The sequence below is a fragment of the Deltaproteobacteria bacterium genome, from assembly GCA_012522415.1.
Lineage (GTDB): Bacteria > Desulfobacterota > Syntrophia > Syntrophales > JAAYKM01 > JAAYKM01.
Genome location: JAAYKM010000003.1, coordinates 22,562 through 37,684 on the forward strand (window position 1 = coordinate 22,562; position 15,123 = coordinate 37,684).

The window sequence follows — 15,123 nt, forward strand, 5'->3', positions numbered from 1 at the left end:
GGACGATTCCGGCCGCCCTTCCACGGCCCATCAACCTTCAACCAGTCATGAGGAGCGGACATGAAAGAAACGGATGAAAAGCGGGGGTTAAGCCGCAGATCATTTCTCAGGACCACCGCGGGCACCCTGGCCGTTACGGGGTTCACCGGGATCGGAACATTGCGTGCCGCGGAGGCGGGAAAACTGGCAACGCTCATCGACCTCAGCCTCTGCGACGGTTGTCCCACCATGACCGTACCCGCCTGTGTTTCCGCCTGCAGAGATCTCAACCGGGACACGATTCCGGCCATAGCCGACCCCATCCCGGTACCCTGGCCGCGGAAAACGGTGGAGGACTGGTCGGACAGGCGGGAGATCTCCGACCGGCTTACCCCGTACAACTATCTCTATGTACACCGGGTCGAGATCGACCAGGGAGGCAGACAAAGAACCCTGTTCGTCCCACGGCGCTGCATGCACTGCGACAACCCGGCCTGCGCAACGATCTGCCCCTTCTCGGCGAACCACAAGTTCGAAAACGGCGCCGTCGTCATCAACCAGAACCGATGTTTCGGCGGCGCCAAGTGCAAGGCGGTCTGCCCCTGGAAGATCCCGCAGCGCCAGTCCGGTGTGGGCATTTATCTGCACATCCTGCCGGACTACATGGGAAACGGTGTCATGTACAAGTGCGATCTCTGTCACGATCGTCTCACCCGGGGCGAACAACCGGCCTGCATCGAGGCATGCCCGCGGCAGGCCATGCTCATCGGGCCGCGTGAAGAGATTCTCGCGGAGGCGGAAGGACGCGCCCGAAATATGAGGGGTTACCTCTACGGGAAAGACGAAAACGGGGGCACCTCGACGATCTACGTTTCGCCCGTGTCCTTCGATTTGATCAATGCATCCATGGCCCGTGAACCGGGCAGACCGGGGATGAAGCCGGGTGTGAAAAGAGAAATGGCCGAATCAGACGGTCTGGGAAAGGCCGTTCTTGCGGCACCCGCCCTCGGTGCCGTCGTCGGCGCGGCGGGCGCTTTCAGGTGGCTTGCCGGACGAAAGACAAGGCTGGTAAAGGAGGGGAAAAACAATGGCTGACCGGATTATCAGGGAGAAAAACCGGGCCGTCCGACACGGGTTTGTGGAGCTTACCGAACATTGGGTCATCGCCCTATCCGGTCTTGCCCTCGTCCTTTCCGGATTGTTCCAGAGGCCCGTGGCGAATCGTTATTACATCTCTTCCGTGCCTGGACTGGGCTGGGCCGGGGACTACTTCGTCTCCCTGAAGGTCCACTATGCGGCCTCTCTTCTGTTTATCGCCGCGGCCCTTTTCCATGTCCTCTATCACGGTTTACGGGGCGACCTGGGGATGATCCCCCGCAGGGGGGATATTCGGGCCTCCATGGAGGTAATGAAAAGTTTTTTCGGAAAGGGGGAGGAACCGCCTTTTCACAAGTACCTGCCCGAGCAGCGCCTGGCCTACGCGGGAATGGCGGCGATCATCGCCGTGCTCATCGTCTCCGGGCTTGTCAAGGTGTACAAGAATATCTATGCCCCGGACATGTCCTACACGGTTCTCCTCTGGGCGACATGGGCGCACAACATCGCTCTCATCCTCTTTGTCCTCGCCTTTATCGCCCACGTCGGAGCCGTCCTGCTCAAACCGAACCGCCCCCTGTTCAGGGGGATCCTGACCGGGGCCGTGCGCCTGGACTACGCCGAACGCCGCCACCCGCTGTGGATCGCGGAGATCGCCGGTGAAGTTCCGCCCAAAAAAGAGACATCGGAACCCCGGCAAAGGGAAACCACCCCTGCCGATCCCTGAGCCCTTCCCCGCCGGGGACCACGACCCCATAGGAACTACTGTTCCAGCGGGGCCGTCGGATTCCCCGAGACTGTGTGATTCCGGCGAGATCGGCCCGGAATCATCTTGACGGGTGGGCCGGCTCACCGTATATTCAGCCGCATCGAAGCAACAAGGCACACGCCACAAAATTTCAAACGGAGGTTTTATGATGAAAAAAACAAATCCCCTGACCGTATCTGTGCGTCTTGCCATCCTGGCCGGTATTATGTTTTTCCCTGCCGGTCTCGTTGCCGCCGAACCATCGAAAGGTCAGGTGACAAAAATGTGGGAAAACCAGTACAAAAATGCCAAAGTTCTCGACATCAAATCAAAGGGCGGGGAAAGACTGACAAAACAGCTCCATAACAAGCATTACATCACCCCCATCGGAACCTGCTGGGATTACGACGTGACCGAAATGCAGAAGTGCGGATGCCGCCTGTTCAGCAAGGCCAGTGTCTGCTGCCGCAAGGTCTCTTCAACGGATTGCGAGATTCGCATCGGAAACGCGACTCCCGTGGACTGTACCAAATTCGGGAAACCGAAGTACGGCCTGTCGGGAAACACCGAACCGCAGGATTGCAGGGAACGCCGCGTTCAGATGGATTGCAACAATCGCCGCGACCTGGTCTTCGGACCCGGCAGTGCCGTGGGACCGTGCTATGGGACCGGCGGCGTGGCCCAGGACTGGCCGCCGGCTTTCGTCTGTCCCAACGGGCAGAATACGGTGCTTGACTTCCACAACGGTAAATGCGGCCCGACTCCGGAGGATTGCGGCTGCCGGCTCGTGGAAGAGTGTTCGTCCGAAGAGGGCCTGTCCTGCTATCGGAACTGGAAAAACAAACTGGGCCGTTGACGGGAAAAGACCGTTCACGACATGGCGCCCGCGGGACGGCCCTTCACCGGGAGCCACCCGCGGGTACATCCTCATGCAGAACCCTTTGGATAGCAAAAAGCGCGGGGCCGACGGGTGCCACCCGAGGCTTTCACCCCCCGGATCACTTCCAAAAGGAAACGCATACCACTAATCCCTATCGCCACCTGTTGCCCTTTGCACTTTCGGCGCCTCCTCCAATAAAAAATGGTTTTTCTGTCCCGATTATTTTTGGGTGTGAACGAAACGCCCGGTCAGAATATTCATCCGCATTCCGCCCGGAAATGTGCGGCAACGGGAAAGCCCTTTACCATCCAACGGTTTACAATCGGTAAAATGAACGTGTTTGTGCAAAGTATATCCTCAGAAAACCCGCCACGACAAAATTGGAAAATGCTTTCTTAAACATTTTCCTTTTGTCCCGCTTCATATTGGATGCCTCCTTTTCTTTCTTCTTGCCTTCAATTTCTTTATGGGATTCAGGATCTGACCGCACCTAAACGGCACCAGGTCGCCCATAACGATCATAATCCCCGCTTCCGACACGTCGCAATCCCTTCGTAAATCAGGTCGGTTGGTTCCATGTTTCTTAGCAACGGCGGCAACCCTTGTCAAGAAATTCAGACATCGTATTCAAATCTTGCCTCCAGAGACGGATATGGGTATAGACTCAGACGCCTGCTCGTCCATCGCCTGCTCGTCCATCTCGAAGACGGGTATCATTAACGGTGCAATTTATGAAAGCCGGGGCCGGAACCCACCGAAATGAAAGATGCCAGAACAACAAAACCAGTGAATTCCCCCGGGGTTCAACGGGGGGATACCCTTTTGCTTGTCCCGGAAGACACCGCCACCGAACAATGCCTGATGAAGCTGATGCTTCTCATGTTCAGCAGACCGGAGTTCACGGTGGAATATTTCTCGCCCTATTCGGAACCGTTCGCTCCCCCCCTGAAGACCGCCATTGACCGGGGTGACATGTTTTTACTCAAATCGGAGAGCTTTTACTACAAGGATCACCGAAGGGAACGAACCTACGTGTTCATACCACCGGCCATGGCGGAGGCAAAATCCTGCCCGAAATGGAAACGGGAACGGGTTGCGAAATCCCCGGTCTTTGTCAAAAGCACGCTCTCCCTCTCAAACAGAAAAAAGCAAGAACTCGCCGTATGGTTTGGCACAGTGGGTGCGGACGCAGACCACCAGGCAAGGCGGATAGAAGGGTTCACCTATGACATCTTCCTGAGTTACAGTGAAAGGGACCGGTCCCTCGCCTCGGAAGTCGGCGGTAAGCTCGAAAGGGCGGGAGCGCGTGTTTTCATGGCACAGCAGCCCGGGGCGACAGGCGGCGTTTTCACCGAGGAACTGAGGATCTCACTTCGTGAATCACGGGAGATCTGGCTCATTGTGTCCCCGGACAACTTGCGCAGCGAGTGGGCCATGGCCGAGTGGGGCGCCGCCTGGGTTCTGGGGAAAAAACTGGTTTCCGTGTTGCACGGCTGCCCCGCGCCGCGGTTTCCGTTGAAACCCGGCGATTTATGCTGCGTCGGCGTCACGGGGGCGGGGGAATTGATAAAGGACCATCTGAACACAATTCACGACAGCCCCTAAGGGGGCAAACAGCAAAGCGGCCGTAAAGGGGGCGGAGAGTCGCGTCGGCGTGAAATCGTCGTGTCGAACCGTAAATTTCACCTTGATTTTACCCATGCCATGATGCAGAATAGACTTGTCAAAGTGGTTTCATGGAATTCATGTGGGGGACCGTATCCGACCCCGCATCGAAATCGAACTTTCAAATACATGTAATTGTTGCCACTCCCACCGGCGCAGGAAGCGCTGGATCGTATCGGGTGAAAAGGCGGATCATTGTAACCGGGGGCAGCGGAGAAAAAAACACCGAGCACCCTTTGATGTCCGTAAACCGAATCATGGTGTTGATTATTATAAACCCCACTATCATTCAACAAAGGAGGATTCTATGGACAGCAGCATCTTGAACGCGGCAACAGTTTTAAAGAACAAGGGCGGCAAACTCTACAAAGTACAGCTTGGAGAAATTCTGAAGGATTGCGTCAGCCTGATGAACAGGAAAAGGATCGGTGTCCTCATTGTCCTTGATGATAACGGCAAGCTGGCGGGCGTGATTTCCGAGCGCGATATCATGCGCCTGGTGGAAAGCGAAGAAACCGACCTATGGGAAAAGCCGGTAAAGGATGTCATGACACCCAGAAAAAAACTTTACACGGTGCCCAAAGACACGCGGCTGAATGATGTAATGGGCCTGATGACGGAAAAACGCGTCCGGCATCTTCCCGTCATGGACAGCGACATGGTAATGGGCATTATTTCGATCGGCGACGTGGTGAAGAACCTTCTCGACGAAGCAGCCTTTACGACGGAACAGTTGAAAAAGTACATTCAGGGATATTGATATTCTACGAAAAACATGGCCTGGCGGCCGGCAGCAGGCCGGCCGTTTTTTACAGGAGCGTGACCGTCCGATAAAACAAACGTCGGCACCGTCTCAGGTTTCCAGTGCTTCGAACGCAGCCTCGCTGTTCATGACAAATGCCCGGACAAGAGCATAATCCTTCCTCCCGTCGCAACCTTCAACACCGGTATGGCTATCAACTCCCCAGGGGCGTACCATGGAAATAGCCCGGGCGGCGTTATCCGGGTTCAGACCGCCAGCCAGAATAAGCGGTTTCGAAGAGTGCGTCACCAGAGCCCGACTGACCTTCCAATCGTGAGTCTTCCCGGTGGCTCCGGAGGCGCCGGTCTCCGGGTCGAACGTATCGCTGATAAACGCATCGACCCAGGGCAGCCATCTTTCAACGGCGAGGAATAGGGTTTCCCCGTTATCCGATTTGACGATCAGACTCTTGATGATCGCGAGACCCGGCGCCATCTCCCGCAGTCTTGCTAATTCCCGAACGAGAATTTCCCCATGGATCTGGACAACGGACGCCCCGACCCAACGGCACAGGCGGGCGATATCCCCGGCGCGGTCCAGGTAAGTGATGACCGTTTTTTCAACATCGCCGGGCAGGGACCGGCAAATCCGGCGGGCTTCATCCTCCGTGCAGTCCTCCTCATGCACGTTCAGCCCCAAAGGGAAACCCAGTTGACGCGCACCGGCCCGCAGACAGCAAATGGCCTCGTTCAGATCATGAATTCCCGCAATCTGGATTCTTTCCATTCCACCCCTTTATCCAAACGAGGGCATCACGCATAAAGCAGTCCCGAATTATCTCCCCGACCGTCAAGGCTGAAGAAGTTTGAAACCCGTCGCCTCGTCCAGTCGGCGGCTTGCACCGGTGTCGGCCAGTTCGATGAGAATCACCTCAAGGACATGCCACACCCTGACGCCGTTCCGGACACAGCCCGTCACGACCTTCCCCTTCCGCCCGAAGGCGCCGTGCATATGCAGAACCGGTTTTCCCGTATCGTCGGGAAACAGGGTCCCGACACCGGCGACCTCATGGACATCGTTCAGGACATGCTCCAGAGGTACAATCGGTTTGACACGGCCCTGTTCCGGGCCCACGACCAGGGTGCTGCCCTCATCGGCACCACCCACGGCAAGCAACGCCGCCGCACGGATGTTCTTGGCGTCGGCAAATTTCTCAATTTCTTCGTGGAGAATATCCCCGTCTTCCAGACGGAGAATAAAAACACGCCCTTGTTTTGCCTGGGAATATTTCATCTTATACACCTCTGCCATCACTGTTTTACCCGCCCTCTGTAACACCGTACCGCCGATTATTCCAGCACAAGCCGTTTATCCCGCTGTGAACCGTTATCTCGTTTTAGTTTTTGACCGATAAGATAATGACGATATCTTCGGGAACGCAGGCGGCTACATCCAGGGAATCGGTCTCAACGGCATCGGCATGGAACGACCAGGCAAAGAAATTGACGATGGTCTCTTCAAGACTTCGAGCCATTGTCGAAGGTAAGGACAATCATAGGTCACGGGGAAATGCCCTGATGAGGCGAAGAAACATATTCGATCATCCGACCCTGGTACCCGTCGGGAAGAAAAAACACCCCCAAGCGCCTCCGGCACACCCGGTCAGCGGGAAGACGATAACACGCCGTCACCCGGTTTCGTCCCGAGATCCTGGCCTGGTAGAGGGCCGGATCGGCCCGATTTATGAGTTGCAGGGGATCCCGTTGGGTCGAGGCACCTCCGTTACACACCCGATGCTCACAGTCACCGCGTCCGCAATATCGGACATGACGTGGAGAATGCTCAGGGAATGAACCCCTTCCCGAATCCGTTCAGTCACATCCGGAAGATCCTCTTGCCGGTATCCGGCAGAATGGTCACAAATTCCCCCCCGCCAACAGGGATCAGTTGGCCCTTGAAAGGATCTTGGCCAGACTCCCGTCCTTTTTCATCTCGCCCAGAGCCCTGGAAAAAGCTTCCGCGGCGTTCTCCCCATCCGGGGTACTTTTGAAGGCAAAGTAAACGGCCTGACGGGAAATCGGTTTCGTGGCATCGTAGGTCACAGAGACCCCACCACTTTTCTTCAGCGCCTCGAGTCCGTTCCTCTCCTCGACGACAAACGCGTCAATCCGGCCTGACGCGAGTTTCTTCATATTCGTGACATCATCATCTGCGGAATCGAAAAGGATCTTTCGATTCGACATGAGTTCGGCGGCGTAGGGATAACCACGGGTAATGCCCACTCTTTTACCTTCCAGATCCTCGCTCGTCCTCAACTCCGCCCCCTCCTTCCTGAAAAAGGCAAAGTCCTGTATGGTGTAAACGGGAGATGGTTTGGCGGCCGCTCCGAAAACAAGAAGTACATCCAGGGCCGGGAAAAAACCGTCGAATTTCCCCTGTGAAAAATCTCCCACTATTCTGGGAGGAGGCGCGATTTCAAGATCCAGGACATAGCCCGCACGTTTTGCAACTTCCCTGGCCAGATCGATAAAGACACCCCTGTCTTCACTCTCCACCATTTTGGGAATGGGGTAAGTTCCCATCCTGAGCGATGCCGCCATCAAAGGAGACACGGCAATCATGAACACAATCACCGAACATATTACAACCACTTTCCTCATATCTGACCTTCCTTTACCCATTGTCCGGCTGACCCGTAAAGTGCCCTGTTGCATCCTGTCTCCATCAGGATGCGGCATGGCCGGACCAAAGCCGGCAGCGTGATTCCCCGTCGGCACGTTCAAAGTCTAACCGCTCCCGACGCACACTTCAAGACAAAGATTAGCCCTTCCTGATAAAAGCGAATCCACGGGACTTCGATATGCGAGTCATGTTTTTTGCCCCGTCATCCACAGAACAGAACGCTGAAAAGGCATGAACCGATAAGATATCGTTACCCATTCTTCAGTATTTGTTGTACTATCCGCCCTGCCGTGGGTTGATCCAACTCGCCCGGAAAGCATCACACGGCCCCGCTTCCGGTCAATCCGGCGCAACACGGCGTCTGGAAATTATCAGAAGAGACCGGATTGCGTACCGCTCAACGTCCGACAGGATAGCCCTTAATGGAGGTATGACAAACAGGAGACTGTATGGGACTGATTAAACTGCTCATCAACGACCCGGTCACTTTCTTGCTGCTGACCATTCCGTTACTTTACTCCGTGATCGTCCACGAGCTGGCCCATGGCTGGGTGGCTCTCGTCATGGGGGACAACACCGCCAAACGCCTGGGACGCCTGAGCCTGAACCCGCTGAAACATCTCGATCCCCTGGGAACCCTGATGCTTTTCATCGTCGGATTCGGCTGGGCGAAGCCTGTACCGGTCAACCTACAAAACATTTCGAGCCGCCGGACGGGATTTGTTCTGGTATCCGCCGCCGGTGTTGTGGCCAATACCATTTTTGCCTTTGTCGCGATCCTGCTGACGCAGATCCTGATGCCTCCCCCACAGAGTCCGATGGCGACTTTTCTGTTTTACCTGGCCCAGATCAATATTATTCTGGCGGCCTTCAATCTGATCCCCATTCCACCCCTGGACGGGTCGAAAATCGTCATGGGCCTTCTGCCGGACCACATCCGTCACATCTTTCAGCGCATGGAACCGTACGGCTTTTTCATCATCATCATTATGCTTTACCTGGGCGTTCTGACACCGGTCATCGTATTCTTCCGCCGGATGATCCTCGGTGTTATCGGTTTTTTTCTATGAGGCCGTTGAACAAAGCAAGGAATCGAAAGACAAGGGCGCATGGAGAAAAGAATTCGGTCGCCCCATCACAAAACGATATGACGATACGGCGAACAGGGCCTGACCGTTGACGCATATTCACATGTGAGGGAATGAATGGCAGGAACGCGAATAAATCAAATCGCGAAAACCGGAAAAAAACGCCCCCGATAAAGGCTACCGGGGGCAAAGATTCTCATTTATATACGCTGATTGTACGGGACCGTCCCTACTTCAACTGCTCCGGACACGGAAGGGATACATTCACAGGGCTGACGTATTTAGTCAACACGCTGTCCGTGTCGTTCACCCCCAGTTTCGCAAAGAGGAAGGCAAACTGGTTCTCCAGTTCACCCATAATGGTCCGCATGCGCTCTTCCGGCAACGTCCAGAGTTCCCGTTTGAAGGGACCGAGGCCCTTTTTGCGTGTCTTGTAGAGGAACTGCTCTTCCGTGTCGGAATCCTTCTTTTCGTCGGCGTGCTCCTCCCTGATGAACCGGTAGATCTTCTCCCGTAATTCTGGAGGAAAGGCCTCGCTCTCACAGACGATATTCTGAAATCCCGTCGCCAGATGCACCTCTGCCGTCCCGCGGGCGGGAAATTGATCGAAGGCCTCGTCCGGCAACGTCGAAGCCCCGTGCTGAACCGCCCCGGCGAGACCGTATTCGACGCGGGCCGTTTCGGAGAGCTTTTCCAGGGTATCGAAATCAATTTTGACCTTGGCAACGGTCCCGTCCGGCAGGGGAACCCCTCCATGGGTTGTCCCGGTCTGAACACTGATCTTGCTGATACCCTTCAGCTCCTCGCCATTTTTCTTCAGTTCTTCATGGTAGCCGTCCATAAAGGCCCGCAGCTCTTCGACCGTGCTGTTCTTGCCACCCACTTCTCCGATCTCACCTCCCACGGATACAGTGATCCCCTCAGGCTCCAGGTCCCGAATCATGGCGGTCAACTCAGCTGCGAGGGTATAATTCAAGTCCTGCTGCTCTTTGATCGTCGGTCGGGACAAATCGACCAAGGTCGAGGAGTCGATGTCGATGTTGTAAAATCCCGCATCCAGAGCTTCCCAGATCAGATCTTTCACCGCCTGGGTCTCCTTTTCTGCGTCCTCGGCGAATTTTTTAGCATTGAGCTGAAAATGATCCCCCTGGATAAACAGCGGCCCCCTGTATCCGGTCTTGATGGCGGCCGCAACGATCGCGCTGGTATATTCCGCGGGACGCTGCAGGGTGTAGCCGATCTCCGACCTGGCTATTTCAAAAATAACCGGCCCCACCTGTCCTTTGAATGCCGCCCTCAGAACCGCCTGGGCTGTTTCGTAGGTCAGGGTGCGGATGTTGATGGCCGGAACCGTGAATCCACCGACCTCTTTCCTTCCCATGGCCTCATACAAGGACTGGATCGAGGCCACATAAGCACCCACGGCCGCGCCCGTCTGACGGATCAGCCATCGACAGGCAGCGCAAACATCGGAATCGGCACTGAATACGGCGGAAAAGATGAGCTCGTCAATGAGACGGGATCGCAATTTTCCCTCGTCAATAACCTCGACTCGATCACCGTCGATTTTCAATATCCCCGACAACGCTTCCCTGACCTGTCCTATCGTTTCATATACCGTCACGTTCCGAACCGTCCTTTCTGTTTTCTTTTATCATTCTCAGTAAAACACATCCCACTTCAAATAATCGCCAACCTTGTCCACCTCGAACCGGCTGCCGATATAAATGGGCGATCGCTGCCCCAGTTCCTCCACCGGCACCGTAAGAATATCCCGCTGACCGTCCGTCGCCCGTCCACCCGCCTGTTCGATGATAAAGGCCATGGGCTGGAGCTCAAACAGAAGCCGCAATTTCCCCCTGGGACTGTCCTTCAACGCCGGGTAGGTAAACAGACCGCCTCTTTTAATCAGAACCTGATTTATATCGGGAACAAAACCTCCGCTGTATCGGAGCTTGTATCCTGTTTCTTCCAGGAATTCGATATACTGGAGATGCTCCGGGGTCCATTCGCTTCGCAATCCGCCGGGACTGTAAATCGATCCCTTCTCCTTGAGCCTGATGTTATCCTCGGACAGAACATACTCCCCTTCGCGGTTCAAGACAAACTCATGGCTCCCCTTTCCGGTGGAATACACCATCGTAATGAGAGGACCGTAGGTGATGTACATGGCGGCAACCATTGTGTTGCGACCGATGTCGAAAACGGATTCCCTGTGAATGCCGATGATTGTGCCCATGGAAAGGTTCGTATCCACCAGGGACGAACCGTCCAGGGGATCGGCGGTGATGATAAACTTTTCATGCCCCTTGCCGATCCGCATGACGCTGTCCTGTTCTTCCGATGCGTAGTCCAGAACGAATCCCGAGTGTTCGAGCTGATTCTTCAGGATTTCATCCGCACCGCGATCGAGGGTCAACTGCTCCTCGCCGTAGATATTCTTGAAACCCGCAAGCTTACGGTTCGCCTCATGAATTTTCGCTGAAACGTACTTCCCCATTACGGCTATTTGCCATATCAGGCGGCGCAATTCCTGATCGACCCCGGCCAGCCACATATGCCGCCGCAGATCTATGGAAAACCGAGTGTAATCGCCGATGCCTCCAGCCATAAACATTCCCCTTTCAAAAGTTAACTATTCTTAGCAATTTATCCCCGTTTTGACAAGTCCATTTTTCCGGATCCCGCCATTTAAACATGCGTAACAGACTAATATAATAAGAATATTTCAAGAATTAACCCTTCGACGGACAGTGTGGTTGCACCCCTTGATCCCTTCATCTCTGCTCGACCACATACCCCCGCGCACGCAGCAGATTGACCAGTCCGTCCCGTCCCAGAAGATGGCCCGCCCCGACCACGACAAACGTAACCTCCCGCCTATCCAGGAGAAGTTCGATCTGGGAGAGCCAGTTGAGGTTGCGACGGACGAGGAATTTCTGGTAAAGCTCCGGATAATCGGTGAAGCTTTTCATGAGCATTCTTTCCAGATTTTCGATGTCGCCCCGGGTCCAGAACCGGATCATCTCGCCCATTTCGGACTCCATCGTGTCAAAGTCACGAATGGTCTGTTCAACCAGCCATTCCTGTTCCCGTGAGGACAGGGCGTCGAACAGGCCTATCTGATAACTCAACGTCTCCAGTCCGGAGGTGCTTTTACCCACTGCCCGGGCCCTGGCATAAAAATACCGGTCAACCCCTTTGGCCGGGTCGAACCCCAACTGGTCGAGTTTCAAGCCCATGAGGGTCATGGCCACACTCCAGGGCTTGAAGGCGTCCAGCATCGTGACATCGAGACCGAATTCCGCCGTTTTCTCGGCGAGGTTTTGGTAAAGGGAGGGTGAAAGGCTCCCTCGGAGGGTGTTTCCGTCGATATAAATCGACCGGGACAACATCATGGCCTGGGTATCGGGAGAATCCATCGTTGACATATCGACCTCGAAGACGGCCCGGGAAGATGCGGCGAAGGCTTTTTCGATCGTGTCTTTCAGGGGATAAGCCGTTTCCCTCATGAAATGGATGGACCCCAGCAGATATACGGTGCTGCCGGGCGCTGTAACCCGGAACAGACAGGATTTGCCCATCCCTTCCCGAGCTTGAAGAGCGGATCCGCACAGAAGTAACAGAAAAATGAGGGTAAGACAGAACGCAATTTTTTTCAGTCGGCCGACAGTCATGATTCATCTCCTTTCGCACCGCGCAATGTACAGGTTTTTTCAGGAAACGGCAAAGATGATTGTACCTCCAACACCTCCTCTTTGGTTACCTTTTATTATGAGCCAAACCGTTTTTCAGCTTTCCTTTCTTCCGACTCTTAGGATAAACAAAGGGTTCCCCGGATAACCCGTAAAGGCATAAACCGACGTGAAAACAGGATTCTCCCGTATAAAGAAAAAAATCCTGATATTGATTTTTGTTCTATTCCTACCCATTCCCGCGGCCATGGGTTTGCCACCGTCTCGGATCGTCTCGCTGGCACCGAACGTGACGGAAGTGCTCTACGACCTGGGCCTGGGCGACCGGATCGTCGCGGTCAGCACCTATTGCAATTATCCACCCGATACCGAAGGAAAACCAAAAATCGGCGGCATGTCAAACCCCTCCCTGGAAGCGATTGTCGCCCTGAAGCCGGACATGGTCGTCCTGACGGACGACGGTAATCCCCAAATGATTCAGCAGCGCCTGACGAAACTGAATATCCGGACCTACGTCTTTCGCGCCAGGCGGCTCAACGAACTCCCCGGGGCAATCCGAAAACTCGGGCGGGTCCTGGACGTCGGGGAACAGGGCGACCGCTCAGCCCGGCGAATCGAAAAGGCTTTGAAGAAATATGAGGCGCGGGAACGCAATACCTCCCCCACGGCCAGGCGCCGGGCTCTTTTTGTGATTCAGACGGCACCATTAATGGTCGCGGGAAGGGATACGGCCATTGACGACATCATGAACGTGCTGGGCTTAAGGAACATCGCAGCGGATGCCCCGAACAAATATCCTCACTTTTCTCTGGAGGAAGTGCTGCGCCGGATGCCCGATATCATCTTCATCGTAAAAACCCACGACAACGAAAACCGGCAAACGGCGCAGTTCCTCAAACGTATCCGTCAGACCGAAGCAGTCCGCCACGGCCGGGTTATTTTTGTCGGCGACCCCCTGCTTCGGGTGGGACCGCGTCTCGCGGACGGCATGGATGAAATGGCCGGATCCCTGGAAACACAAAAGAACCGATCTGTCGAATAGCCCGATACCGGGCGCCCGTTTTCCCGCTTGACAAAAACCGCTCACGTCTCTAAAGTCCACGTCGACCGCTTTGTCGGCAAGTCAAGCAGATGGATTCCGGGAAGAGGGGTGTGAATCCCCCGCTGCCCCGCAGCCGTAACGGGAACGAAAGTCCATAATGCCACTGTCATGATGCAACCATGATGGGAAGGCGGGCCGGTAGGTCGCCCGAAGCCGGAATACCGATCCATCGAAGATCCTCGAGGGTGGAGATGTGTTCCGGTCATCATCACGGTTTTTTTTGAAACCACGCCTGTCAGCGTCCATAAAGGCATCGTCAGGCGGTGGACGTCCGCGGGTCTCTCCCGGACGTATTGTCCGGGTCACCCTGTCTTTCGCCGTCCTGTTGTTGCTGGCCGCTTCAGTTGCCCTCGCGACCGGCGCAGGTGGAATCGCCTTCTCCCCCCTGGCCGGGGTATTGCGGGGCTTTTTACCGGGCTCAGGAATTACGGCCGACCCAACAGAGACCAGCATCCTTCTGTCAATCCGCCTGCCCCGCGTTTTACTCGCCGGCATCGTCGGGGCGGCCCTTTCGTCATCCGGGGTGATTTTCCAGGCCCTGCTCCGAAATCCCCTGGCCGACCCTTACATCCTCGGCATCTCCGGCGGTGCCGCTCTGGGAGCCGTTATCGGGATCAGCTTCGGTGCGGCCTTCGCCTCTATCGGCGTACCGGGACTGGCTTTCGGGGGGGCTCTGGTCACAATCTTCCTCATTTTCAGCATATCGAGAACGAGCAGCGGACATTCCGGCACAACCCTTCTCCTGACGGGGGTTATCATCAATGCCTTCTTTTCCGCCTTGATCATGTTTCTCGTCTCCATCAGCACGAGTGGTCGTCTGCACAGTATCCTGTTCTGGTTGATGGGGAACCTGAGTCTGGCGCAAGGTTATGAAATTGCGTCCACCGCAACGGCGCTCCTGATCGGCTTCCTGGTGATGTTCCTTCACGCCCGGCCGCTGAACCTTCTGGCCCTTGGCGATGAGACGGCCATGCAACTCGGGGTGGACACAAAGAGAACCAAAGTCCTCCTTCTGGTGACGGCTTCCCTGGTCACGGCGACAGCCGTTTCCGCCAGCGGAACCATCGGATTCATCGGCCTGATCATCCCTCATATGCTGAGATTCATGCTGGGTCCCGATCACCGCCTGCTCCTGCCGGCATCCGTGCTTTTCGGGGCCACCTTCCTGATTGTCACCGATACGATCGCCCGGAGCATCATGGCGCCGTTTGAACTGCCCGTCGGTGTTGTTACCGCCCTGTGCGGTGCCCCCTATTTCCTCTATCTCATGCGGCGAAGGACCTTCTGACCATGCTCATTCTGAAGGCCGATCACATACATTTTGCCTACAACGCCTCTCCCGTGATCCGGGATGTCAGTTTCGGAATTGAAAAGGGCGATTTTCTGGGCCTGATCGGACCCAACGGGGCGGGTAAAACCACCCTGCTCAAACTGATCGACGGGGTGC

Annotated in this window: 15 protein-coding genes and 1 riboswitch; of the genes, 9 read left to right on the top strand and 6 right to left on the bottom strand. The window is 55.5% G+C overall.

What is annotated here, in order from left to right; translation table 11 throughout:
- The first annotated feature begins 60 nt into the window (after nt 1-60).
- The 5 genes from GX147_00335 (at nt 61) to GX147_00355 (ending at nt 5,127) form a co-directional block, all read left to right on the top strand.
- Nucleotides 61-1,074, top strand: coding sequence for a 4Fe-4S dicluster domain-containing protein (locus tag GX147_00335; GenBank protein ID NLN59160.1), 1,014 nt, complete (start codon nt 61-63; stop codon nt 1,072-1,074).
- Entirely contained in the window at nt 1,067-1,801 is a 735-nt protein-coding gene (locus GX147_00340) for a cytochrome b/b6 domain-containing protein (protein ID NLN59161.1), read from the top strand. Before GX147_00335 ends, GX147_00340 begins: the two co-directional genes overlap by 8 nt.
- Nucleotides 1,802-1,988: 187 nt before the next feature.
- Nucleotides 1,989-2,678 carry a hypothetical protein gene (locus GX147_00345; GenBank protein NLN59162.1) on the top strand — a complete coding sequence of 230 codons (690 nt, stop codon included), beginning with the start codon at nt 1,989-1,991 and terminating at the stop codon, nt 2,676-2,678.
- 783 nt (nt 2,679-3,461) lie between these two features.
- Complete coding sequence (locus GX147_00350) at nt 3,462-4,307, top strand: toll/interleukin-1 receptor domain-containing protein (protein NLN59163.1); 846 nt, start codon at nt 3,462-3,464, stop codon at nt 4,305-4,307.
- Between the two features lie 367 nt (nt 4,308-4,674).
- Nucleotides 4,675-5,127, top strand: coding sequence for a CBS domain-containing protein (locus tag GX147_00355; protein NLN59164.1), 453 nt, complete (start codon nt 4,675-4,677; stop codon nt 5,125-5,127).
- Between the two features lie 93 nt (nt 5,128-5,220).
- On the opposite strand, the gene GX147_00360 is transcribed toward GX147_00355, so the two are convergent.
- The 3 genes from GX147_00360 to GX147_00370 all read right to left on the bottom strand — a co-directional run bounded on the left by GX147_00360 (nt 5,221) and on the right by GX147_00370 (nt 7,769).
- Nucleotides 5,221-5,895, bottom strand: a complete 675-nt coding sequence (locus GX147_00360) for a phosphoribosylanthranilate isomerase (GenBank protein ID NLN59165.1) — start codon at nt 5,893-5,895, stop codon at nt 5,221-5,223.
- 63 nt (nt 5,896-5,958) lie between these two features.
- Entirely contained in the window at nt 5,959-6,402 is a 444-nt protein-coding gene (locus tag GX147_00365) for a DNA-binding protein (protein ID NLN59166.1), read from the bottom strand.
- A gap of 650 nt (nt 6,403-7,052) precedes the next feature.
- Entirely contained in the window at nt 7,053-7,769 is a 717-nt protein-coding gene (locus GX147_00370; protein NLN59167.1) for an amino acid ABC transporter substrate-binding protein, read from the bottom strand.
- Between the two features lie 471 nt (nt 7,770-8,240).
- Here GX147_00370 and GX147_00375 point away from each other — a divergent pair, with 471 nt between their 5' ends.
- Complete coding sequence (locus GX147_00375) at nt 8,241-8,861, top strand: site-2 protease family protein (protein NLN59168.1); 621 nt, start codon at nt 8,241-8,243, stop codon at nt 8,859-8,861.
- Nucleotides 8,862-9,108: 247 nt separating this feature from the next.
- Here the strand turns inward: GX147_00375 and GX147_00380 are convergent, their stop codons facing one another.
- The 3 genes from GX147_00380 to GX147_00390 all read right to left on the bottom strand — a co-directional run bounded on the left by GX147_00380 (nt 9,109) and on the right by GX147_00390 (nt 12,556).
- On the bottom strand, nt 9,109-10,485 hold the full coding sequence (locus GX147_00380) for an aldolase (GenBank protein ID NLN59169.1): 1,377 nt from the start codon (nt 10,483-10,485) through the stop codon (nt 9,109-9,111).
- Between the two features lie 54 nt (nt 10,486-10,539).
- Entirely contained in the window at nt 10,540-11,490 is a 951-nt protein-coding gene (locus GX147_00385) for a fructose-1,6-bisphosphatase (protein ID NLN59170.1), read from the bottom strand.
- Nucleotides 11,491-11,656: 166 nt separating this feature from the next.
- Nucleotides 11,657-12,556 (bottom strand): TraB/GumN family protein, encoded by a 900-nt coding sequence (locus GX147_00390; GenBank protein ID NLN59171.1) that lies wholly within the window; start codon nt 12,554-12,556, stop codon nt 11,657-11,659.
- A 187-nt stretch (nt 12,557-12,743) separates the two neighbouring features.
- On the opposite strand from GX147_00390, the gene GX147_00395 reads away from it, so the two are divergent.
- The 3 genes from GX147_00395 to GX147_00405 all read left to right on the top strand — a co-directional run.
- Nucleotides 12,744-13,616 (top strand): ABC transporter substrate-binding protein, encoded by an 873-nt coding sequence (locus GX147_00395; protein NLN59172.1) that lies wholly within the window; start codon nt 12,744-12,746, stop codon nt 13,614-13,616.
- A 97-nt stretch (nt 13,617-13,713) separates the two neighbouring features.
- A riboswitch (cobalamin riboswitch) is annotated at nt 13,714-13,840 on the top strand.
- Nucleotides 13,841-13,869: 29 nt separating this feature from the next.
- The gene (locus tag GX147_00400) at nt 13,870-14,964 is read left to right on the top strand and encodes an iron chelate uptake ABC transporter family permease subunit (GenBank protein ID NLN59173.1); all 1,095 of its coding nucleotides are present in this window, start codon (nt 13,870-13,872) and stop codon (nt 14,962-14,964) included.
- Between the two features lie 2 nt (nt 14,965-14,966).
- Nucleotides 14,967-15,123 (top strand): ATP-binding cassette domain-containing protein (locus GX147_00405; protein NLN59174.1); only part of this gene is annotated, 157 nt, incomplete at its 3' end.